Source organism: Streptacidiphilus sp. EB129 (assembly GCF_041262645.1).
In the GTDB taxonomy this organism is placed as follows: domain Bacteria; phylum Actinomycetota; class Actinomycetes; order Streptomycetales; family Streptomycetaceae; genus Streptacidiphilus.
The window spans coordinates 14,459-37,093 of the sequence record NZ_JBGCCS010000030.1 but is presented as its reverse complement, the minus strand read 5'-3'; the positions used below and the strand labels follow the sequence as shown (position 1 = coordinate 37,093).

At 71.8% G+C, this 22,635-nt stretch carries 21 protein-coding genes; 17 read left to right on the top strand and 4 right to left on the bottom strand.

Features of this window, described 5'->3' with window-relative positions:
* Positions 1-189 precede the first annotated feature (189 nt).
* The 14 genes from ABH925_RS28705 to pstB all read left to right on the top strand — a co-directional run bounded on the left by ABH925_RS28705 (position 190) and on the right by pstB (position 16,898).
* Entirely contained in the window at positions 190-1,215 is a 1,026-nt protein-coding gene (locus ABH925_RS28705) for a LacI family DNA-binding transcriptional regulator (RefSeq protein ID WP_370152463.1), read from the top strand.
* A 201-nt stretch (positions 1,216-1,416) separates the two neighbouring features.
* Positions 1,417-2,724, top strand: a complete 1,308-nt coding sequence (locus tag ABH925_RS28700) for a trypsin-like peptidase domain-containing protein (RefSeq protein ID WP_370152460.1) — start codon at positions 1,417-1,419, stop codon at positions 2,722-2,724.
* 115 nt (positions 2,725-2,839) lie between these two features.
* Positions 2,840-3,613 carry a response regulator transcription factor gene (locus ABH925_RS28695; RefSeq protein WP_370152458.1) on the top strand — a complete coding sequence of 258 codons (774 nt, stop codon included), beginning with the start codon at positions 2,840-2,842 and terminating at the stop codon, positions 3,611-3,613.
* 59 nt (positions 3,614-3,672) lie between these two features.
* On the top strand, positions 3,673-5,226 hold the full coding sequence (locus ABH925_RS28690) for a sensor histidine kinase (RefSeq protein WP_370152457.1): 1,554 nt from the start codon (positions 3,673-3,675) through the stop codon (positions 5,224-5,226).
* 73 nt (positions 5,227-5,299) lie between these two features.
* Positions 5,300-6,511, top strand: coding sequence for an MFS transporter (locus ABH925_RS28685; protein ID WP_370152455.1), 1,212 nt, complete (start codon positions 5,300-5,302; stop codon positions 6,509-6,511).
* Between the two features lie 48 nt (positions 6,512-6,559).
* Positions 6,560-7,315 carry a hypothetical protein gene (locus ABH925_RS28680; protein ID WP_370152454.1) on the top strand — a complete coding sequence of 252 codons (756 nt, stop codon included), beginning with the start codon at positions 6,560-6,562 and terminating at the stop codon, positions 7,313-7,315.
* Positions 7,316-7,357: 42 nt separating this feature from the next.
* Positions 7,358-8,227, top strand: a complete 870-nt coding sequence (gene mshD / locus ABH925_RS28675; RefSeq protein ID WP_370152452.1) for a mycothiol synthase — start codon at positions 7,358-7,360, stop codon at positions 8,225-8,227.
* 133 nt (positions 8,228-8,360) lie between these two features.
* Positions 8,361-10,631 (top strand): RNA degradosome polyphosphate kinase, encoded by a 2,271-nt coding sequence (locus ABH925_RS28670; RefSeq protein ID WP_370152450.1) that lies wholly within the window; start codon positions 8,361-8,363, stop codon positions 10,629-10,631.
* A gap of 49 nt (positions 10,632-10,680) precedes the next feature.
* Positions 10,681-11,862 carry a CHAD domain-containing protein gene (locus tag ABH925_RS28665; RefSeq protein ID WP_370152448.1) on the top strand — a complete coding sequence of 394 codons (1,182 nt, stop codon included), beginning with the start codon at positions 10,681-10,683 and terminating at the stop codon, positions 11,860-11,862.
* A complete protein-coding gene (locus tag ABH925_RS28660; protein WP_370152445.1) occupies positions 11,847-12,323 on the top strand; it encodes an NUDIX hydrolase in 477 nt (158 codons plus the stop codon). The genes ABH925_RS28665 and ABH925_RS28660 overlap by 16 nt, the downstream gene beginning before the upstream one ends.
* Before the next feature lie 231 nt (positions 12,324-12,554).
* Positions 12,555-13,694 carry a phosphate ABC transporter substrate-binding protein PstS gene (gene pstS / locus ABH925_RS28655; RefSeq protein ID WP_370152442.1) on the top strand — a complete coding sequence of 380 codons (1,140 nt, stop codon included), beginning with the start codon at positions 12,555-12,557 and terminating at the stop codon, positions 13,692-13,694.
* Positions 13,695-13,933: 239 nt separating this feature from the next.
* Positions 13,934-15,001 carry a phosphate ABC transporter permease subunit PstC gene (gene pstC, locus ABH925_RS28650; RefSeq protein ID WP_370152599.1) on the top strand — a complete coding sequence of 356 codons (1,068 nt, stop codon included), beginning with the start codon at positions 13,934-13,936 and terminating at the stop codon, positions 14,999-15,001.
* Positions 15,001-16,068 carry a phosphate ABC transporter permease PstA gene (gene pstA / locus ABH925_RS28645; protein ID WP_370152440.1) on the top strand — a complete coding sequence of 356 codons (1,068 nt, stop codon included), beginning with the start codon at positions 15,001-15,003 and terminating at the stop codon, positions 16,066-16,068. The genes pstC and pstA overlap by 1 nt, the downstream gene beginning before the upstream one ends.
* Before the next feature lie 53 nt (positions 16,069-16,121).
* Positions 16,122-16,898, top strand: a complete 777-nt coding sequence (pstB, locus tag ABH925_RS28640) for a phosphate ABC transporter ATP-binding protein PstB (RefSeq protein ID WP_370152436.1) — start codon at positions 16,122-16,124, stop codon at positions 16,896-16,898.
* Positions 16,899-17,017: 119 nt separating this feature from the next.
* Here pstB and ABH925_RS28635 read toward each other — a convergent pair whose 3' ends face one another.
* Together ABH925_RS28635 and ABH925_RS28630 are read right to left on the bottom strand one after the other, a co-directional pair.
* Positions 17,018-18,013 (bottom strand): anion permease, encoded by a 996-nt coding sequence (locus ABH925_RS28635; protein WP_370152434.1) that lies wholly within the window; start codon positions 18,011-18,013, stop codon positions 17,018-17,020.
* Between the two features lie 5 nt (positions 18,014-18,018).
* Positions 18,019-18,639: a DUF47 domain-containing protein gene (locus tag ABH925_RS28630; protein ID WP_370152433.1), complete on the bottom strand. Its 621-nt coding sequence runs from the start codon at positions 18,637-18,639 to the stop codon at positions 18,019-18,021.
* A gap of 216 nt (positions 18,640-18,855) precedes the next feature.
* On the opposite strand from ABH925_RS28630, the gene ABH925_RS28625 reads away from it, so the two are divergent.
* Entirely contained in the window at positions 18,856-19,230 is a 375-nt protein-coding gene (locus ABH925_RS28625; RefSeq protein WP_370152431.1) for a metal-sensitive transcriptional regulator, read from the top strand.
* 99 nt (positions 19,231-19,329) lie between these two features.
* Here ABH925_RS28625 and ABH925_RS28620 read toward each other — a convergent pair whose 3' ends face one another.
* Complete coding sequence (locus ABH925_RS28620; protein ID WP_370152429.1) at positions 19,330-19,521, bottom strand: hypothetical protein; 192 nt, start codon at positions 19,519-19,521, stop codon at positions 19,330-19,332.
* Positions 19,522-19,632: 111 nt separating this feature from the next.
* Positions 19,633-20,487: a hypothetical protein gene (locus tag ABH925_RS28615; RefSeq protein ID WP_370152427.1), complete on the bottom strand. Its 855-nt coding sequence runs from the start codon at positions 20,485-20,487 to the stop codon at positions 19,633-19,635.
* A 136-nt stretch (positions 20,488-20,623) separates the two neighbouring features.
* Between ABH925_RS28615 and ABH925_RS28610 the strand changes: the two genes are divergently transcribed.
* Both ABH925_RS28610 and ABH925_RS28605 read left to right on the top strand, forming a co-directional pair.
* Positions 20,624-20,824 carry a hypothetical protein gene (locus ABH925_RS28610; protein WP_370152426.1) on the top strand — a complete coding sequence of 67 codons (201 nt, stop codon included), beginning with the start codon at positions 20,624-20,626 and terminating at the stop codon, positions 20,822-20,824.
* 153 nt (positions 20,825-20,977) lie between these two features.
* Positions 20,978-22,606 (top strand): FAD-binding oxidoreductase, encoded by a 1,629-nt coding sequence (locus ABH925_RS28605; protein ID WP_370152423.1) that lies wholly within the window; start codon positions 20,978-20,980, stop codon positions 22,604-22,606.
* The last annotated feature ends 29 nt before the right edge of the window (positions 22,607-22,635 follow it).

The window sequence follows — 22,635 nt, the reverse complement described above, 5'->3', positions numbered from 1 at the left end:
CACGCCCGGCGCGAATCGCGGCGGTGCGCGTCAGGACGGCACCCCGCGCCCCCGTGGCCACCGCGCGCACCGCAGGCCACAGCGTGAGACCTTCGGCATACCGGGCCCGGAGCGGAGGGCGGCGCCCGGGCCGCGGGCCGATTGTGGACAGGTCCACGACTACTCCGCGAGGCGCGTAGACTTCGGCCCGTGCCCAAGGTGACCCGCGACGATGTGGCCAGGCTGGCAGGGACCTCGACCGCGGTCGTCAGCTACGTCATCAACAATGGCCCCCGCCCGGTCGCCCCGGCGACCCGCGAACGCGTACTCGCGGCGATAGCGGAACTCGGCTACCGTCCCAACAGCGTCGCCCAGGCGATGGCGAGCCGCCGTACCAATCTCATCGGCATGGTCGTGCCCGACGCCCGGCAGCCCTTCTTCGCCGAGCTCTCGCACGCCGTGGAGCGGGTCGCCTCCGAGCGCGGCAAGATCGTGCTGATCGGCAACTCCGACTACGTGGGCGACCGTGAGATGCACTACGTCCGGGCGTTCCTGGGCATGCGCGTCTCCGGACTGATCCTGATCAGCCAGGGTCCCTCGCAGCAGGCCGCGAACGAGTTCGCCGCGCAGGACGACTCCCGGGTGGTGCTGCTGCACCGCCGTCCGGAGAGTGCCGACGACGTCGCGGTGGTCACCGACGACGTGGGCGGCGCCCAGCTCGCGGTCGAACACCTGCTCGGACACGGTCACGCCTATGTCGCCTGCTTCGGCGGCCCGGTCGCCGCGCCGGCGCCGGGCGACCCGGTGATCGACCACATAGAAGGCTGGCGGCGGGCGATGGCCGCCGCCGGGCTGGAGACCGAGGGCAGGCTCGTCGACGCGCCGTTCGACCGGTACGGGGCCTACACCGTCGCCGTCGAGCTGCTGCGCTCCGCCGAGCGCCCACCGGCGATCTTCTGCTCCACCGACGACCAGGCCATCGGGGTGGCCAGGGCGGCCCGCGAGGTGGGCGTCCGGATCCCCGAGGACCTGGCACTGGCCGGGTTCGACGACATCCCCGAGGCGGCGTTCTGCGACCCGCCGCTGACCACGGTGGCCTCCGACCGCGACGCCATGGCCCGGGCGGCGGTGGACCTGGTGCTGGACGACTCGCTGATGGTGCCGGGATCGGACACGGTGCGGATCCGGCGCTTCCCGAGCCGTCTGGTGACCCGGCGCTCCTGCGGCTGCGCCTGAACGCCCGGCCCAGCCTGTCGGCGGCCGGTTCCGACCCCCGGCACGGCGACTGAGCAGCACGTTCGGCACCCCCACTGAGCAGCGCCTTCGGCGCGGCGGCTGAGCCGGTGTTCATGCGGCGGCGCCGAGCGGCGGGAATCTTTCGGCGGGTTATGAGCTGACTCTCAGTAGCCTCTCATTTTCGCGGCAGACCTTGGTCACATGACCGACACGCACCGGAATCCTGCAGGCGCCCCCGAGCCGGGCGCGTACCCCTACGAGCACGGCACGGGCGCCGAGCAGACCACGCCGCTGCCGCCGATGCCGCAGCACGCGCCGACCGCGCACCAGGCCCCCTACCAGGGCCGTCCGCAACAGGGCCGTCCGCAGCCCGGGCCGTACGAGCGGCCGATCGAGGGCACGGTGCTGCCGACCCCCGCAGGCGCCGCAGCCCAGGGCCCGTACACCTACAGCGCCGACTACGGCAGCGGCTTCGCCCACGGGAGCACCGGCGGCCCGGCGCACCACGCCACGGGCCCGGGCGGTCCCGGCGGGACGCTTCCGCCGGCCGGTCCCGGGGAGCCCGGCGGCCCGGCAGGCGGGGCGCCCCGGCGACGGCGGCTGCGCCGCCCGGTCGCGCTGGCCGCGGCCGTGGCCCTGGTCTCCGCCCTGGCCGGCGGGGTGGCCGGCGGCGTGATCAGCGCGGACCGCACCAAGTCCGCCGACTACAGCACCTCCGCCGTGGTCACCTCGGACTCCAAGACCACCAGCAACACCGCCGCCATCGCCGCCGCCGTCTCCCCGGCGACCGTGCAGATCACGGTGAACTCCGGCAGCAGCGAAGACATCGGCACCGGCATAGTGCTGACCTCCACCGGCCAGATACTGACCAACTACCACGTGATCTCGGCGGCGGTCAGCGATCCCAGCGCCACCGTCAAGATCACCTTCAGCGACGGCAGGACCACCACCGCGAGCGTCGTCGGCACCGACGCCGGGATGGACGTCGCGGTGATCAAGGCCAGCGGCGTCAGCGGTCTGAAGACCGCCTCGCTCGGCGACTCCGGCCAGGTCGTCATCGGCGACGCGGTGGTCGCCATCGGCAACCCCGAGGGCCTCACCGGAACGGTCACCTCCGGTATCGTCAGCGCGCTGAACCGCAAGGTCACCGTGGACGTGAGCGAGAGCACCGTGCAGAGCAACGGCGGCTACGGCTTCCCCAGCTGGTCCGGCCAGTCCGGCCGCGGCGGCTCGGGCAGCTCCGGCAGCGGCGGTTCCGGCGGACAGACCGCCACCTACAACGCCATCCAGACCGACGCCGCGCTCAACCCCGGGAACTCCGGCGGCCCGCTGCTGAACAGCTCGGGCCAGGTCATCGGCATCAACGCGTCGATGTACTCGGACTCCTCCTCCGGTTCGGGCTCCGGCAGCAGCCAGGCCGGCAGCGTCGGCCTCGGCTTCGCCATCCCGATCAACGCGGTCAAGGCGGTACTGCCGCAGCTGCAGAGCGGGCAGACCATCAGCAGCTGACCGTGAGGGGGCGTACGGCGGCGCGCACCGCTGCGGAAGGGCGCGCCGCCGACGGAGAATCACGGTCAGGTGCCACCGTGATCGCAACCGAGCAGAACTTGAGGGATCAGACCAGATGACTGCCGCCGCTGCCCAGCCAGCCGCCCACGAGCCGTCCGCCACCACGGAGGAGGCGCTGGCGCGCGTCCTGGTCGTGGACGACGAGCCCGCCCTGCGCGACGCGCTGGAGTCCAGCCTCGCCTTCGAGGGCTACCAGGTGGCCACCGCCTCGGACGGCGTGGAGGCGCTGGACGCGATCGCCGCCGGCAGCCCCGACCTGGTGCTGCTGGACATCATGATGCCGAGGATGGACGGCCTGACCACGGTCCGCCGGATGCGCTCGCGCGGCGACACCGTGCCGGTGCTGATGCTCACCGCGCGGGACGCCGTCGGCGACCGGGTCACCGGCCTGGACGTGGGCGCCGACGACTACCTGGCCAAGCCGTTCGAGCTGGACGAGCTGCTGGCCCGGGTCCGGGCGCTGCTGCGGCGCAACTCCATCGTCCGCGCGGCGGGGCTCGGCGCCGCCGAGGAGGACGAGGTGCTCGCCTTCGAGGACCTGCGGATGAACACCACCACCCGGGAGGTCACCCGGGCCGGCAAGGCGGTGGAGCTGACCCGGACCGAGTACATGCTGCTGGAGATGTTCCTGGCGCACCCGCGCCAGGTGCTCACCCGGGAGCAGATCCTCAAGGCGGTCTGGGGCTTCGACTTCGAGCCGTCGTCCAACTCCCTGGACGTCTACGTGATGTACCTGCGCCGCAAGACCGAGGCAGGGGGCCTGCCCCGGCTCGTCCACACCGTGCGCGGCGTCGGCTACGCCCTGCGGGCTGCGGGGACCGGCACGTGACCGAGAGACCGGGGGACGGCACGGAAAGCCCAGGGGGCATTGAAATCAGCAAAGGCACAGTGGCCACAGAGGACGAAGCCGCCGCGACCACCGCCGGGAGGCCGGTCCGGCGGCGGCTCCACTGGCCACAGTCGCTGAGAGACTGGTTCAACCGGATAACTCTGCGCGGTCGGCTGGCGCTTTTCACCGCCACGGCCGTTGCCCTGGCCGTAGTGCTGTGCGCGGTCTCCGGCTGGTTCGTCGCCCAGAACCAGATGATCCACCAGGTCGACCAGACGCTGAAGGCCAGGATCGCCGCCAACCCGCGCACACTGATCCAGGCGGTGGCCCAGTGCAACCGGCCTACCCCCAGTGCGACGCAGAACGCCACCACAATCGTGCTCTCCAACGGCGAGTACTGCCCCCCCGGCGTCGACAGCACCGTGCGGCCGACCGCCAAAGACGTCGCCATCGCCGCCAGCCGCACCGCCGGCCCGGAAGCCGTCGATGGCTACCGCGACGGCACCACCATCGGCGGCACGTCCGTCCGCGTCTACACCGTCAGCGTCGGCGACCTGACGAACAGCGACCTGAGCATCGCCATCGCCGTCTACCAGCCGCTGGGACCGGTACAGGACGCGCTCGCTCAGCTCGCGTGGATCATGATCGGGGTGTCCGCCCTGGTCATCGCCGCGTCGGCGGCGGGCGCGCTGCTGATCGCCAGGACCGCGCTGCGGCCGGTCGACCGGCTCACCGAGGCTGCCGAGCACATCGCCCGTACCCAGGAGCCCGGCGTCACCATCGCGGTGTCCGGTGACGACGAGATCGCGCGGCTGAGCACCGCGTTCAACGCGATGAGCACCGCGCTGGCGAGTTCGCGCGACCGGCAGTCGCAGCTGATCGCGGACGCGGGGCACGAGCTGCGCACCCCGCTGACCTCACTGCGGACCAACGTGGACCTGCTGGTCCGCAGTGAGGAGACCGGGCGGGCCCTGCCGGAGGCCACCCGTACCCGGATGCTCGGCAACATGAAGGCGCAGATGGTGGAGCTCTCCACGCTCATCGGCGACCTGCTGGAGCTGTCCCGCCCCACCCGTCCCAAGGGCTCCAAGCCGCTGGCCGTGCTGCCGCTGCACGACATCGCCGCCCGCGCCCTGGACCGGGCCCGGCTGCGCGGCCCGGGGCTGGTCTTCAACGTGGACCTGCGCCCCTGGTACGTGCGGGCCGACGCGCACACCATGGAGCGGGCCGTGATCAACCTGCTGGACAACGCGGTGAAGTTCAGCCCGCCCGGCGGCGCGATCGACGTGTCGCTGAAGTTCGGCACGCTCACGGTCAGGGACCACGGCCCGGGCATCCCGGCCGAGGACCTGCCACATGTCTTCGACCGCTTCTGGCGCTCGCCCTCGGCGCGGCAGATGCCGGGGTCGGGCCTGGGCCTGGCGATCGTCGCGCAGACGATCCGCGAGGCCGGCGGCGAGGTGTCGCTGGCCGCCGCCGCGCCCGCCGCCGACGGCTCCACCGGCGGCGCGCTGGCCACCGTGCGGCTGCCCGGCGCACCCACACCACCACCGCCGACCCCGCCCGTCCCGCCCGCGCCGGTCTCGAACCACGAGGAGCCGTCCAGCATCTGAAACCAACTGTCCCACCAGATGGATACTCCGTCATGATGAACCCGCATCCACTCGGATCGGCGGGGAGACGGCCATGGGCAGTGCGCAGGCGACAGCGATCGAGAGCAGCACCGGAACCGGCAGCCGCCGCTGGCTGATGCTGGCGCTCGGCACGGCCGCCCAGACCAGTTCCTTCGCCTTCGTCTACGGCCTGCCGTACCTGATCCCGACCCTGCGGGCGACCGAGGGACTGAACCTGGCCCAGGCCGGGACGGTGGTGGCCTGCCCGACGGTGGGCCTGCTGCTGGCGCTGTACGCCTGGGGCGCGGCCGCCGACCGCTACGGCGAGCGGGTGGTGCTGGCCTCCGGGCTGGCGCTGGCGACGCTGGCGCTGACCGGCACCCTGCTGGTGCACGGCCTGGTCACGCTGGCCCTGCTGTTCGCGCTGGCCGGGGCGGCCGGGGCGTCGGTGTCGGCGGCCAGCGGCCGGGTGGTGCTGGGGTGGTTCGCGCCGGAGCAGCGCGGACTGGCGATGGGCATCCGGCAGACCTCCACCCCGCTGGGGATGCTGCTGGCCGCGGTGGCCATGCCGCCGCTGGCGGCGGGGTACGGGCTGCGCGGCGCGCTGCTGTTCGTCACGGTGCTGAGCGGAGTGATGACGGTGCTGGTCGCCCTGCTGGTGGTGGACCCGCCCCGGCCGCCGCGTGCCGGGCCGGCCGGGGAGCGGCCGCGCTCGCCGTACCGGGGGGCGGCGACGCTGTGGCGGATCCACGGCGCCGGCGCGCTGCTGGTGTGGCCGCAGTTCACGGTCGGGGCGTTCGGGCTGGTGTTCCTGACCGACGTCCGGCATCTGTCGCCGGTGACCGCCGGCCAGTTGATGGCGGTGGGCCAGGCCCTGGCCGCCTGCTGCCGGATCGGTGCGGGCCGCTGGTCGGACGCGGTGGGCAGCAGGCTGGCGCCGATGCGGCTGCTGGCGGCGGCGGTCGCGCTGCTGGCGCTGCTGCTGGCCGGGTGCGCGCAGTGGTGGCCGTCATGGTTCTCGGTACTGCTGCTGATCGTGCTGTGCGGGCTGTCGGCCAGCACCAACGGCCTGTCCTTCACCTCCGTGGCGGAGCTGGCCGGGCCGCACTGGGCGGGCCGGGCGCTGGGGGTGCACAACATCGGACAGAACCTGACCGCCTCGGTGGCCCCGCCGGTGGCCGGTGCGATCATCGCCTCGGCCGGCTACGGCACCGCCTTCGCCGTCGCGGCGGGCTGCGCGGTCGCGGCCATCACGGTCGTCCCCCTGAAGCGGGTGACCGGGTAGGTTGTCCGCTCGGACGTGCGGGCACCGCACCTGACGGGGACGGGCACGATGGGATCGAAGGACATACCGCCGGAGCGGCGCGGTCTGGAGTGGGACGGTCCGCAACGCGGCCGGCGGACATCGTCGGGCAGGCGGCCGTCGGGCACGTCGGCGTCGGGCACGTCGGCGTCGGGCAGGGGGCACGAGACGGCGTCCCGGAAGACGGCCGCCAGGTCCTACCCGAAGCCGTCGGCGAAGCGGGCCCCGGCGCCGGGCAAGCGGCCCCGGATCAGCTGCGGCGGTCTCTTCGGCGCCTTCCTGCTGCTCCTGGTCTTCGTCATCGGGACGGTCGCGCTGGTGAACGGGTCGCGGGACCTCGGCTACCAGGCGGGGCTCCGCGGCGGAGCCCCGCTGCGGATGACCGTCGAGAGCTGCCAGACGCACCAGAGCGGCAAGTCCCGCATCACCGAGTGCTACGGCCAGGGGGATCCGGGGCGCAGCGGAGTGGTCGACTGGGGCTGGACGATCCAGGACGCGTCGAGCTCCTACGCCCCCGGCACCGTGGTGCCGGTGCGCTGCTCCCAGGGCGGGACCTGCGAGGAGACCGGCGCCGGCGCGGTCGGCGAGGACATCGCCGCGACCGCGCTCGGCCTGCTGCTGCTCTCCGCCGGGCTGCTGGGCGTCGTCACGCTCGGCGGGGCCTGGCTGCTGCCGGGCCGCCTCGACCTCGGCAACTCGCGGTGGCTGAAGCTCACCGGCGCCTGGTGGTTCGGCGGGCTGGCCGTCGTCGTGCTCGGCGGGATGATCACCTACTTCGCCGCCTGACACGGCGGATCCCCGGGCCCGGTTGCCCGTAGGGTCATTGGCATGGACGCAGTCGAGGTCGTGGGGACAGTGGACCGGACGCAGCAGGCCGCCGTGGGCGCGCTGCTGGCGGCGGCAGCCGAGGCGGACGGCAAGGCCGCCGTCTCGGAGCAGGGGCGGTTGGCGATCCGGGGATCCCGGCCCGGGGTCCGGCACCTGCTGCAGAGCGGTGACGGCGCCCTGGTCGGCTACGGGCAGGTGGACGCCGGCGGCACCGCGGAGCTGGTGGTCGATCCGTCCCGGCGCGGCGCCGGGTACGGCCGGGCCCTGGCCCTGGCGGTGCTGGACCAGGGCGCCCGGCAGGTGTGGGCGCACGGCGGCCACCCCGCCGCCCGGCACCTGGCCGACGCGCTGGGTCTGGAGCTGGTGCGCGAACTGCGGCAGATGCGGATGCGGCTGGACGCCGGGGCGGCCGAGCAGGCCGCCAAGGCACTGCCGGCCGGGGTGACCCTGCGGACCTTCGCCCCCGGCGTGGACGACGAGGCCTGGCTGGCGCTGAACGCCGCCGCCTTCGCCCACCACCCGGAACAGGGCGGCTGGACCCGGCAGGATCTGCGCGACCGGATCGCCGAGCCCTGGTTCGACCCGAGCGGCTTCTTCCTGGCCGAGCGCGACGGCCGGCTGGTCGGCTTCCACTGGACCAAGGTCGAGGCGGGCCTGGGCGAGGTCTACGTGGTGGGGGTGAGCCCGGACGAGCAGGGCAACGGCCTGGGCCGGGTGCTGACCGCCGTCGGCCTGGAGTACCTCGCCCGGGAACGCGGCCTGGAAACGGTGCTGCTCTACGTCGACGCCGATAACCCGGCGGCAGTTCGGGTATACGAAAGACTGGGCTTCACCGTGCACGAGGTGGACCTGATGTACCGCACGCCCTGAGGCGACCGCCCCAGCTTTCCTGTGGGCCACCCTGTATTTACCTTGAGTTCAGACGCCGTTGCAACGATCACGCTGCAACGATTTTGAGGAAGTGCAATCCGCAGTGACCCCGCCCCGTCGTTACCGCCGCCTGATGGTCCCGCTCGTGGAGACCGTCCCACCGGCCCAGGCGACGGCGGCGACGCCGTCGGAGGACACCCTGCAGGAGGAGCCGCCCGCCATGACCGCCGCCCGCCCTGCGCAACCTGCACCCGTCACCCTGCTGATCCCCGGCGACACCCGGATTGCGGCGGAACTGGCGGAGTTCGAGGAAGAACTACCCCAGGGACGTTTCCTTGACCGGGAGCGGAGCTGGCTGGCGTTCAACGAGCGCGTGCTGGAGCTCGCCGAGGACCCGGAGACCCCGCTGCTGGAGCGGGCCAAGTTCCTGGCCATCTTCGGCAGCAACCTGGACGAGTTCTTCATGGTCCGGGTGGCCGGTCTGAAGCGCCGGATCGCCACCGGTGTGGCCCAGCGCTCCGCGGCCGGGCTGCAGCCCCGCGAGGTGCTGGACAAGATATGGACCCGCTCGCGGGAGCTCATGGCCCGCCACGCCGCCTGCTTCCACCAGGACGTGCTGCCCGAGCTGGCCGCCGAGGGCATCGAACTGGTGCGCTGGAGCGAGCTGACCGACAAGGAGCAGGGCCGCCTGCTCACCCTGTTCCGGCAGCAGATCTTCCCGGTGCTCACCCCGCTGGCGGTCGACCCGGCGCACCCCTTCCCGTACATCTCCGGGCTCTCGCTGAACCTGGCCGTGGTGGTCCGCAACCCGGTCAGCGGCCACAAGCACTTCGCCCGGGTGAAGGTGCCGCAGTCGCTGCACCGCTTCCTGGAGGCCTCCCCGCAGCGCTACGTCCCGTTGGAGGACGTGATGGGCGCGCATCTGGAGGAGCTCTTCCCCGGTATGGAGGTGCTGGAGCACCACGCCTTCCGGGTCACCCGCAACGAGGACCTCGAGGTGGAGGAGGACGACACCGAGAACATCCTCAAGGCGCTGGAGAAGGAGCTGATGCGGCGCCGCTTCGGCCCGCCGGTGCGCCTGGAGGTCGAGGAGTCGATCGACCCGTACGTCCTGGACCTGCTGGTCCGCGAGCTGAACATCGCCGAGTCCGAGGTCTACCCGCTGCCCGGGCCGCTGGACCTGACCGGCCTGTTCGCCATCGCCGGGCTGGACCGCCCGGAGCTGAAGTACCCGGCCTTCGTGCCCGGCACGGCGCGCGGGCTGTCCGACGTGGAGTCGGCCTCGCAGCCGGACATCTTCGCCGCCGTCCGCGAGCGCGACGTGCTGCTGCACCACCCGTACGACAGCTTCTCGACCTCGGTCCAGGCGTTCCTGGAGCAGGCCGCCGCCGACCCGGACGTACTGGCCATCAAGCAGACGCTGTACCGGACCTCCGGCGACTCGCCGATCGTGGACGCGCTGATCGACGCGGCCGAGTCCGGCAAGCAGGTGCTGGTCCTGGTCGAGATCAAGGCCCGGTTCGACGAGCAGGCCAACATCAAGTGGGCCCGCAAGCTGGAGGAGGCCGGCTGCCACGTGGTCTACGGGCTGATCGGCCTGAAGACGCACAGCAAGCTGTCGCTGGTGGTCCGCCAGGAGGGCGAGACGCTGCGCCGCTACGCGCACGTCGGCACCGGCAACTACCACCCCAAGACCGCGCGGCTGTACGAGGACCTGGGCGTACTCACCGCCGACCCGCAGGTCGGCGCGGACCTCTCGGACCTGTTCAACCGGCTCTCCGGCTACTCCCGCCGGGAGGCCTACCGCCGGCTGCTGGTCGCACCGCGCTCGCTGCGGCAGGGCCTGGTCTCCCGGATCCACGACGAGATCGCGCACCACCGGGCCGGCCGCCCGGCCCGGATCCAGATCAAGGTCAACTCCATCGTGGACGAGGCCGTCATCGACGCCCTCTACCGCGCCTCGCAGGCCGGCGTGCCGGTGGACGTGTGGGTGCGCGGCATCTGCGCGATCCGCCCCGGCGTGGCCGGACTGTCCGAGAACATCAGGGTCCGCAGCATCCTCGGACGCTTCCTGGAGCACTCCCGGGTGTTCGTCTTCGGCAACGGCGGCGACCCCGAGGTGTGGATCGGCAGCGCCGACATGATGCACCGCAACCTGGACCGCCGGATCGAGGCGCTGCTCCGGGTCAACGACCCCGGCCACCGCGCCGAACTGGCCGGACTGCTGGAGCTGGGCACCGCCGACGACACCGCGTCCTGGCACCTCGGCTCGGACGGCACCTGGACCAGGCACGCCGTCGATACCGAGGGCAGACCGCTGCGCAACGTGCAGGAGCTGCTCATCGACTCCCGCCGGCGCCGGCGCAGTACCGGTGGCTGGGGCCAGAGTGGCCTGTCCAGCTGACCCGGACCACCCCCTGCATGCACACGACGACAACGGGGACTTACGCACCATGACCGACGCACCCTCGGCTGCGCAGGCACCGACGGCCACGGTCCGGGACCATTCCGCAGACCACGCCGCAAAGCACACCGCAGACCACAGCGCAGACCACACCGCCGACCGCGCCCAGCCCGCCCGCAGCGCGAGCCAGGCACTCGCGACGCACCTGGCCGCCCAGGCCGGGAGCTTCCTGCGCGGCCTGCCCGCGGTGGACCTCACCACGCTGCGCCGGGTCAGTGCCACCCTGCACACCTTCGACGCCCTGCTCGATCCCGGCTGGGCCCGCGAGCTGCGCGAGGAGCTGGGCAGACTCACCGGCATACTCGGCCAGGAGCGGGCGCACGACCGCCGCCTGGCCCGCCTCCTGGCCTCGCTCGACTCACTGACCTGCACCGGAGCCACCTCTGCGACAGCCGCGGCGGCCACGGCACCGGCCACCGGGACTCCGGCCCCCACCGCGGCGGCCCTCACCGCGGAGCAGACCGGGACCGACCGCGGCGGCGAGAGCGCCACCGTCCCGCGCCCGCGCGCTGCCGAAGGGCTGCTGGCCGGCCACCCCGGGGCGCCCAAGGCCCGCGCGCTGCTGGAGCGCCAGCTCACCCTGGCCCGCTCCCGGGCCCACACCACCGCCCTGCAGGAGCTGGGGTCGGCCCGCTTCCACGCCCTCGCCGACCGGATGACGCTGCTGATCTCCGACCTGCCGCTGCGCGACCCCGGGGACACCGCCCCGGCCGAGGCGCTGCTCCCCTACGCCGCCGAGGCCGCCCGCTCGCTGGCCTCCGCCGTCGCCGAGCTGCCGCTGCAGCGCGCGGCCGCCCCGTACAACGGCGACGCCCTGCACGACCCGGGCGACGACCTGCCCTGGCGCCGCATCCGGGTACTGGTGCAGCACACGCAGTACGCGCTGGAGGTCTGCGCCGGGCAGCTCGGTCCGCGCACCTCGCAGTCGGCCACCGGCGCGCTGGCCGACCTGGCCCGGGTGCTGGGTCGGCACCGCGACGCGGCGGACGCCGCCGAGGCCGCCGCACTCGCCGCGCGGACGCCGCGGATCACCCCCGCGACGGCGTATGTGCTGGGCGTGGTCCATGCTGATCAACGACTGGAGGTGGAGGCGGCCCGCCACGCGTTCAGCAGCAACTGGCCCGATCTCTACCGCTCCGGATGGCTTACCGACCCATGGCTGACTCGCTGAAGAAGGTCCGGCTCAGCAAGGACCCCTCCCCCGTGACCCCCCGGACGGACCGGATCCGCGCGGCCGGCGTGGTGCTGTGGCGACCCGGGCGGGACGACACCGAGGAGCCGGAGCTGGCGCTGGTGCACCGGCCCAAGTGGTTCGACTGGTCCTTCCCCAAGGGCAAGCTGGAGCCCGGCGAGCGCTCCAAGGACGCGGCCCGGCGCGAGGCACTGGAGGAGACCGGGATGCGGGTGGAGCTCTGCTTCCGGCTGCCCACCCAGCGCTACCTGGCGAAGGGGCGGCCCAAGCGGGTCCGCTACTGGGCCGCGATAAGGGTCTGCGGCTCGTTCCAGCCCAACCGCGAGGTGGACCGGCTGGTCTGGCTGCCCGCCTCGGCGGCGCGCCGGCGGCTCAGCTACGACCACGACCGCGAGCTGGTGGACGCCCTGCTCAAGCGCCTGGAAACCGGGCCCTCCTGATCCCTTACACGGCTTTACCCCCTCGTGCTGTCGCCGTGGCGAAACCGTTACTACCGCACGGCGTATCCAGGCGTAGGCCCGAGGTTCACCTCTCGTTCATTTGGGCTGGCCAATCGCTTCACCTGCCCGGCTTAGCGTCCTGGGTAGCGGCGGTCGCGAGACCCCGCGCCACTGTTACGCCTCAGGTCAGAGCCTTCCTCTGGTCTATCGGCACCCAGAAAGGGACACCAAGTGAAGCTCCAGCGGAACGGCCGCACCAAGGCCCTCGCCATCGGCGCCGTGGCGGTCGTCAGCTCGCTGACGCTCGCGGCGTGCGGCTCTGACAACAACAACACGTCCTCCTCGGCCAGCTCGTCGGCCAGCGCCGGCACCTCCGCCACGGCCGCCGCCGACTGCGGCTCGGGCCAGCTGCTCGCCGCAGGCTCCACCGCGCAGAAGAACGCGATGGACGTCTGGGTGCGCAACTTCCAGCAGCAGTGCTCCGGTGTGACGATCAACTACCAGGGCACCGGCTCCTCCGCCGGCCGCGCGCAGTTCCTGGCCGGCAAGATCGCCTTCGCCGGCTCCGACTCGGCGCTGTCCGCCACCGAGGTCGCCAGCTCCGCCTCGGTCTGCACCGGCGGCGGCAAGGCCATCGACCTGCCGATGGCCGGCGGCCCGATCGCGATCGGCTACAACCTCCCGGGTGTCAGCAACCTGGTGCTCAACGCCAGCACCCTGGCGCAGATCTTCTCCGGCAAGATCACGCACTGGAACGACCCCGCCATCAAGGCGCTCAACCCCACCGCCACGCTGCCCAGCATGGCCATCCAGACCTTCCACCGCTCGGACGGCTCGGGCACCAGCGCCAACTTCACCGCCTACCTGAGCGCCGCCGCGCCCAGCGACTGGAGCTACGGCTCCAAGTCCGCGTGGCCCGCCCCCGGTGGCCAGGCCGCGGCCGGCTCCTCGGGCCTCGCCGCCCAGGTGAAGCAGGTCGCCGGCTCGATCTCGTACTTCGAGCTGTCCTACGCCAAGGCCGGCAGCATCTCCACCGCCTCCATCGACACCGGCTCGGGCACCCCCGTCGCCGTGTCCGCCGACGCCGCCGCCAAGGGCCTGGCCGGGGCGACCGTCGTGGGCACCGGCAGCGACCTGGCGCTGAAGCTCAACTACGCCGACAAGACCCCGGGCAACTACCCGATCTCGCTGGTCACCTACGAGATCGTCTGCGACAAGGGCAACAAGGCCGACACCCTGCCGGCGATCAAGTCCTTCTTCAACTACACCGCGAGCGACGCCGGCCAGCAGGCCGCCGCCGGGGCCGGCTACATGCAGCTGCCGGCCGCCATCACGGACAAGGTCAAGGCCGTCATCGCGACCCTGGCCTAGTAGACGGAGCGTTACCGCCCGGGCCTGCTCCCAAGGGGGGAGGGGCAGGCCCGGGCGGTAACCCCATGTCACGGCTCGATCGCCGTGACGCTCGACCAGCGGTACCGCTCGAAACGCGATACCGCTGGAACCGCAGCACCGCTTGAAACGCAGTACCGCACCACCCGCTCGACCCTGAACCGTCCGGTGCACCGCCGCCAGGCGCCCTCCTCGGAGGACGCCACCAGACCGGAGTAATGATGGAGATCCCGAACCACGCCGCCCCCAAGGACGGCCAGCCAGACCCACCGTCCCCGGAGAAGCGCCCGACCGAGACCCTCTCGGGCACACCCGGCAAGAACGGCTCGCGTAACGCGACCCGCGCCGCCGGCAAGGCCAAGACCCGCCTCGGCGACACCGTCTTCTTCAACCTCTCGCGCGGCTCCGGCATCCTGCTGCTGGTCATCATGGCCGCCATCGCCGTGTTCCTCTGCTACCGCTCCTGGAACGCGCTCAGCGTCAACCACGGCAACTTCCTCACCACCGCCGAATGGACCCCGGACAACACCCCGCCGGTCTTCGGCATCGCGGTGCTCGCCCTGGGCACGATCGTCAGCGGCCTGATAGCCATGGTGATCGCGGTCCCGATCTCGGTCGGCATCGCGCTGTTCATCTCGCACTACGCGCCGCGCCGGGTGGCCCAGGTCTTCGGCTACCTGGTCGACCTGCTCGCCGCCGTCCCCAGCATCGTCTTCGGTCTGTGGGGCGCGCTGTTTCTGGTCCCGCACATGGCCGGCGTCAACGCCTGGCTGAACCAGTACTTCGGCTGGACCTACATCTTCAAGCAGCTCAGCCCCGGCAGCGCCGCGCGCTCCATCTTCACCGTGAGCATCCTGCTGACCATCATGATCATCCCGATCATCACCGCCGTCAGCCGCGAGGTGTTCCGCCAGGTCCCGGCGACGCAGGAGGAGGCCGCGCTCGCGCTCGGCGCCACCCGCTGGGAGGTCATCCGCACCTCGGTGATCCCGTTCGGCCGACCCGGCGTGATCAGCGCCTCGATGCTCGGCCTCGGCCGCGCGCTCGGCGAGACCATGGCCGTCGCCGTGGTCCTCTCCCCCAGCTTCGTGATCTCGCTGCACCTGACCGACCCGGGCGGCGGCACCATCGCGCAGAACATCGCCTCCCAGTTCAACGAGGCCTCGGCCACCGGCCGTGACGCGCTGATCGCCTCCGGCCTGGTCCTCTTCGTCATCACTCTGCTGGTCAACGGCGCCGCGCGGATGATCATCGCCCGCCGCAAGGAATACTCGGGGGCGAACGCCTGATGAGCACCTCTCTCACGCAGCGTCCCGCACCGCTGGGCAACACCAAGCTGACCCAGCGCCGGCTGCCCGGGTGGACCCCGGCCGCCGCCGCGGTGGTCGCGATCGCCCTCGGCTCCGGGATCGGCCTGGCCTTCGACATCAGCAGCAGGCTGCAGTGGGGCCTGATGGCGGTGATCATCTTCGTCGCCGGCATGTACGCCCTGTCCGCCGGGGTCGAGGGCCGCCGGCAGGCCAAGGACCGACTGGCCACCAGCCTGGTCTGGGCCGCGTTCATCCTGGCGGTCCTGCCGCTGTTCGGCCTGATCTGGTTCACCGTCGCCAAGGGCATCGGCGTCATCAACGCCAACTTCCTGACCCACTCGATGAACGGCGTGCTGGCCACCGACACCAACGGCGGCCTCTACCACGCGCTGATCGGCTCCCTGGAGCAGGTCGGCCTGGCCACCGCCTTCGCCGCCCCGGTGGGCATCCTGACCGCGGTCTACCTGGTCGAGTACGGCCGGGGCCGGCTGCGCTCCGCGGTCACCTTCTTCGTCGACGTGATGACGGGCGTGCCCTCGATCGTCGCCGGACTGTTCGTCCTCTCGCTCTGGATCATGATCCTCAACATGCCGTTCACCGGCTTCGCGGGCGCCATCGCGCTGGCGATCCTGATGCTCCCCACGGTGGTCCGCTCCACCGAGGAGATGCTCAAGCTGGTCCCCAACGAGCTCCGCGAGGCCAGCCTGGCGCTGGGCGTGCCCAAGTGGCTGACCGTCATCAGGATCGTGCTGCCTACCGCCCTCGGCGGGATCGTCACCGGCGTGATGCTGGCCATCGCCCGCGTCGCCGGTGAGACCGCCCCGGTGCTGCTGCTGGTGTTCGGTTTCGACGGCATCAACGCCAACCCCTTCTCCGGCGCCCAGTCGAACCTGCCGCTGTACGTCTACCAGCAGTACTCGCTGGGCACGGACGCGTCGCAGGCCCGGGCCTGGGGTGGTGCGCTGGTGCTGATCGTCGTGGTCATGCTGCTGAATCTGGTCGCCCGCGGCATCGCCCGCTGGAAGGCCCCGAAGGCCGCGCGCTGACGCGCCGACGGCCCCCACAGACTTCCTGACTTGAGAACGAGAGAACAGACATCATGGCGAAGCGCATCGACGTCAGTGGACTGAACGCCTACTACGGAACCTTCCGGGCCGTCGAGGACATCTCGATGACCGTGGAGCCGCGCTCGGTGACGGCCTTCATCGGCCCGTCCGGCTGCGGCAAGTCGACCTTCCTGCGCACCCTGAACCGGATGCACGAGGTGATCCCCGGCGCCCGGGTCGAGGGCAAGGTCATGCTCGACGACGAGAACCTCTACGGCGGCGGGGTCGACCCGGTCGCGGTGCGCCGCACGGTCGGCATGGTCTTCCAGCGCCCCAACCCGTTCCCCACCATGTCCATCCGCGAGAACGTCGCGGCCGGTCTGCGGCTCAACGGGGTCCGCAACAAGAAGGTCATCGACGAGGCGGTGGAGCGCTCGCTGATGGGCGCCAACCTCTGGAACGAGGTCAAGGACCGCCTGGACCGCCCGGGCGCCGGCCTCTCCGGCGGCCAGCAGCAGCGCCTCTGCATCGCCCGCGCCATCGCGGTCGAGCCCCAGGTGCTGCTGATGGACGAGCCCTGCTCGGCGCTGGACCCGATCTCCACCCTCGCCATCGAGGACCTGATCGGCCAGCTCAAGGAGCGGTTCACCATCGTCATCGTGACCCACAACATGCAGCAGGCCGCGCGGGTCAGCGACCGTACCGCCTTCTTCAACCTCGCCGCGGTCGGCCAGCCGGGTCGGCTGATCGAGATCGACGCCACCGAGAAGATCTTCTCCAACCCGTCGGTCCAGGCCACCGAGGACTACATCTCCGGCCGTTTCGGCTGACAGGAACTCCCCGTGGCGCTGCTAGGCGGTGCCGCCACGGGGGAACCAGGAAGGGCCCGTCCCGGCTGCATGCCGGGGACGGGCCCTTCGCTTGGTTCCGCTCGCCCCGCCGGTGCGGCTCAGCCGATGACCGCCCAGCTGATCCAGAAGACCAGTGCGGCGACCAGCCCGGCGGCCGGCATGGTCAGGAACCAGCCGATGACGATGTTCTTCGCCACGCCCCAGCGCACCGCGCGCACCCGCTTGGTCGCACCCACGCCCATGATGGCCGAGGTGATGACGTGGGTGGTCGAGACCGGCACCTTGTAGGCGTAGGCCGTGACGTACAGGATCGACGCGGCGACGGACTCCGCGGCGAAGCCCTGCGGCGGGTCCAGCTCGATGATCTTCCGGCCCAGGGTGCGCATGATCCGCCACCCGCCGGCCCAGGTGCCCAGCGACAGCACCACCGCGGTGCTGGCCTTGACCCAGACCGGGATACCGGTGCCCGAGTAGTGGCCCGAGATGGTCAGCGCCATCACCACGACACCCATGGTCTTCTGCGAGTCCTGGAGACCGTGGCCCAGCGCCATCGCAGCGGCGGACACCGTCTGCGCCATCCGGAAGTTCCGCTTGGCCCGGTGCGGGTTGGCCTTCCGGAAGATCCACATGATCGCGAGCATCGCCGCGAAACCCAGGATCAGCCCGACGATCGGTGAGGTGATCATCGGGATGACGACCTTGTCCCAGACGCCCATCCAGAACACCTGGGTGCCCCCGGCCAGCGCCGCGCCGACCATGCCGCCGAACAGCGCGTGCGTGGAGGAGGACGGCAGGCCGAAGTACCAGGTCAGCAGGTTCCAGGCGATGGCGCCGATCAGCGCGGCCCAGAGGATCACCATCCCCTTGGTACCGCTGGGGGTGGCGATGATGCCCTTGCTGACGGTCTGCGCGACACCGACGCCGAGGAAGGCGCCGGCCAGGTTCATCACCGCGGCCATCATCAGCGCGGCCTTGGGCGTCAGTGCCCGGGTCGACACCGAGGTGGCGATGGCGTTGGCCGAGTCGTGGAAGCCGTTGGTGTAGGCGAAGCCGAAGGCCACGCCGACGACCAGGACCAGTCCGAGCGTGTTCACGTAGCTCAGGACTCCTTGACGGCGATGGTCTCCACCGTGTTCGCCACATGCTCGAACGCGTCGGCGGCCTCCTCCAGCACGTCCACGACCTGCTTGAGCTTGAGCACCTCGATGGCCTCGTACGCACCGCTGAACAGGTGGGCCAGCAGCTTGCGGTGGATCTGGTCCGCCTGGTTCTCCAGCCTGTTCACCTCGATCCAGTACTCGGTCAGGTTGTCCATGGTGCGCAGGCTCGGCATCGCGGCGGCGGTCAGCTCGGCGGCCCGCGCCAGCACCTCGATCTGCTGCTCGATGCCCTTGGGGAGGGTCTCGATCTCGTAGAGGACGACCAGGTCGACGGCCTCCTCCATGTAGTCCATGACGTCGTCCAGCGAGGACGCCAGGGCGTAGATGTCCTCCCGGTCAAAGGGCGTGATGAAGGAGGAGTTCAGCTGGTGGAAGATCGCGTGGGTCGTGTCGTCGCCTGCGTGCTCGGCGGCACGCATCCGTTCGGCGAGTTCAGGACGTGCTGCGACGTCTGCGCCGAGCAGTTCCAGCAGGAGCTTCGAGCCGGCCACGATATTGTTCGCCGAGGCGGCGAACATGTCGTAGAAGCTCGTCTCCCGGGGGGTCAGACGAATACGCACAAAGGTCTCCGAAGTACAGGGTGCGGTCGAGGCGATGCTAGGCGCTCTGTGTTGCTCCCGCGCCCACCGGGGTGACAGCGTCGGCACTTGTGCCCTTGTGCTCATCCTTGCGCACGGACCGTCACCGTGCCGCTCAGAGATTGTGCCCCATCAGTGTGACGGATGCCCGGCTGACGCGCTGCCCCCTGTGCGCCGGGCATTGCGCCCTACCATGGGTTGGTGGCAGCAGAAGCGGTGGAACAGAGTCCCGTCGACCAGCAGGGTCCCGTCGATCCGCAGGGTCCGGGTGACCAGCGGAGTCCGCACGGTCCGCACGGGTACAGCTCGCAGCGCGACGCACACGTCAAGCGGCTGCGGCGGATCGAGGGTCAGGTCCGAGGACTGCAGCGGATGGTGGAGGAGGACGTCTACTGCATCGACATCCTCACCCAGGTCTCGGCCAGCACCAAGGCCCTGCAGGCGTTCGCACTCAGCCTGCTGGAGGAGCACCTGCGGCACTGCGTCGCCGAAGCCGTCGCCGAGGGCGGACCGGAGGGGGACGACAAGGTCGCCGAGGCCACCGCCGCCATCGCCCGCCTGCTCAGAACCTGACGGCGCTCCACAGGACGCCGTTCCACAGGACGCCGTTCCACAGGACGCCGTTCCAGAAGTCGGACCCGTCCCACCTTCCGACGCTGTGACGGCGGCGGCTCAGGGAGTGGGCTCCTCGCCGCGCTGCGCGGGGCTGCGCTGCGGGGGAACGTGCGGTTCGTCCCCGCCGACCCGGAGGACCTCGTCGATGCGGTCGTTCGACAGACGCTCGAAGGGGGTGGCCGCAGCGGCGATGATCAGGTCGCTGTACAGGTCGATCTCCGCGAGGGCCACGGGGTCGTGCGCAGCCACACGAACCACCTCCTCGTGACGGGTAGTCGACTCCTTACAGAGTAGGCAGCGCGAAGGGGGCGTGCATGGCACGTCTGGGCCATTTAACAGACCCCCCGTTCGAGGCACGGACTAGTTGGACGACGAGGCTCCGTACACGTCCTTGGACGCGGGCACGGCGACCGTGACCGGGCTGCCGAAACCGGAGAAGTCCGTCTCGGAGACCACCACCACCTGGTCCTTCGGCGCCGTGGACCCGGCCACCCCGGCGAAGGTGAAGGTCTCCACGATCCGGTTGATCCGGCCGTGCTGGTCCAGCCAGACCTCGTAGGGCACCTGCTTGACGGTGAAGGTATGCCCCGCCAGGGCCAGACCGGCGGCCGCTCCGCCACCCGTCGCGGCGGCGGCCTTGGCCAGGTCGAGCGTGCCGGTGTAGTGCTTCAGGAGCACCCCGTTGACGGTCTCGGTGCCGACGGCCTTCGCCGTCAGCGCGCCGCGCAGCGCGTTGGCCGCCGAGGCCGGGTCGGTGGCACCGCTGCTGACCAGGTTGCCGTCGGCCAGCTGCTGCACGCCGACCTGCAGCCACTTCCCGGGCGGCACCTTCTTCGCGCCGCTGTTCTGCATGTAGATCACACCGGGGCCGACGATCTCCACCAGCACCTTCCCCGGGGTGCTGCCGCTGGCCGGGATGGTGACGTTCATCCGGCCCAGACGGCTGGTGTAGTTGTAGACGGCCGAACCGTGCAGGGTCATCTTCTTCGCGGCGGACGCGGACTCCAGGGTGGAGCTGTCCTGGACCGAGCCGGTACGGCCGGTGATGTCCGCCGCCGCGCGGACCGCGGTCAGCGGGTCGGCGGCCAGGCTGTCGGCGGAGCTGCTCTTCACCGCGTCCGTCGTGGCGGACCCGGAGCAGCCGCTCACCAGCAGACCGGCTGAGGCGGCGGCGACCACCAACGCGGCACGGACCTGTCCCGGACGACTCACCACGGCTGTACCACCACTCCCTCGGACAACACCCGGTTCCGGGCTTGACCGGACTAACGAGGCAATGTGGCGTGAGTTACGTCATCCGGTGCAATCCGGTGTGCCGAACTCCACAGCTGTTCGGGTTACCGTCGTTGCTGTGGACAGCGATCTGACCGACCCGGCGGCCCCGGCCACCGCGGGCCTCGGCAGCGGCAGTGTCGGCGGAGGTGGCGGCCACGAGATCAGCGTCAGCGAGCGCGGGGCCTTCAGCACCGCGCGGTGCAGCTGCGGCTGGATCGCCCCGGCCCGCCGCTCCCGCGACAAGGCGCGGCGCGACGCGGCCGAGCACCTGGGATGACAGGCTGAGCCGACCAGGGTGAACGCCGGCGTCTGCACCGGGAGTCCGCGGGCCGGCGGGAGAGCGCGTGAACCGGCGGGCGGCCTTCCGGCGTCCCCCTGCGTGAGCGCCTCAGGCAGTGCGGCGCCGAGGCACTGAGGAGTCGGTCGGCACATGGGCGAAACCAGCGGTTCCACCTCGCGGCGGACGGTGCTGCGCGCCGGAGCGGTGGCCGCGGTGGCCGCCGGTCTGGCCTCCTGTTCCGGCGGGACGAAACCGACCGCCGCCCCCTCGTCCACCCCCTCGTCCACCGGCTCGGGCACCCCACCCACCGGTTCCCCGAGCACCGCGCCGTCCGCGTCCTCGTCCGCCGGAGCCGCCGACTGGGCGGCACTCGGCAAGGACCTCGACGGGACGCTGATCCGGCCGGGCGACAGCCGCTACGCCTCCGCACACCGGCTGTTCCAGCCGCGGTTCGACTCGCTGCAGCCCAGCGGCGTGGCCTATGTCGCCGGGGCGCACGACGTGGCCACCTGCCTGACCTTCGCACAGCGGTACGGGATCCCGGTGACCGCGCGTAGTGGCGGCCACAGCTACGCGGGCTGGTCCTCGGGCAGCGGGCTGGTCCTGGACGTCGGCAAGCTGGCCGCCGTCAGCGGCGGCCCGGGCGGGGCCACCGTCGGCGCCGGCGCCAGGCTCATCGACGTCTACACCGGGCTGGCCGGACAGGACGTCACCGTCCCCGCCGGGAGCTGCCCCACCGTGGGCGCGGCCGGGCTGACCCTCGGCGGCGGCATCGGCGTGACCGGCCGGGCCTACGGCCTGACCTGCGACAGCCTCACCGGCGCCGAGATCGTCACCGCCGACGGGAAGATCCGCCAGGTCGGCGCCGACAGCGACGCCGACCTGTTCTGGGCGCTGCGCGGCGGGGGCGGCGGCAACTTCGGCGTCGTCACCTCGCTCTCGTACCGGACCCACCCGGCGGCCGACTGCGCGTACGCGTTCCTGTCCTGGCCCTGGTCCCGGGCGGCGGAGGTGGTACGGGCCTGGCAGGCCTGGGCGCCGTCCGCGCCGGACGCCCTCTGGGCCGACCTGCACCTGCTGGCCTGGGCCGACGGCCGGCTGCAGATCGGCAGCACGGTCACCTACCTCGGACCGCAGAGCGAGCTGGCCACCCTGATCGACCAGCTGGGCGCCGCCCCCGCCTCGACCTCGCTGCACAGCCGCTCCTACCTGGAGACGATGCAGGTGATGGGCGGGGTGTCCGGTTGGTCGCAGTCGGCCGCGCACCTGCCCGGCGGCCTGCCGGGGCAGACCCCGGACGGCCGGGTGGCCCGCGAGTCGTACGGTGCGCGCTCCGACATCGTCACCGCTCCGCTGCCGGACGCGGGCATCGCCGCCCTGGTCGCGGCGGTGGAGCGGTACCCGAGGACCGGGCCGCAGGGCGGCAGCTCGGGCGTCGCCTTCGACGCGCTGGGCGGCGCGATCAACCGGGTCGGAGCGGGGGACACCGCCTTCGTGCACCGGGACGGGCTGTTCACCGCGCAGTACACCGCCAACTACCCGTCAGGCGTCGTCGGCGGCACCGGCGCGGACCGCTCCTGGTCCTGGCTGAACGCGGTCTGGGGCGCCATGCGCCCCTACACCAGCGGGCAGGCCTACCAGAACTACGTCGACCCGACCCTCACCGACTGGGAACAGGCCTACTACGGCACCAACGCGCCCCGGCTGCGCCAGGTGAAGCGCAGCTACGACCCGACCGGCCTGTTCCGCTTCCCGCAGAGCATTCCACTCGCCTCGTAGGACAAGAGGTTCCGGCCGCCCGATGCCGG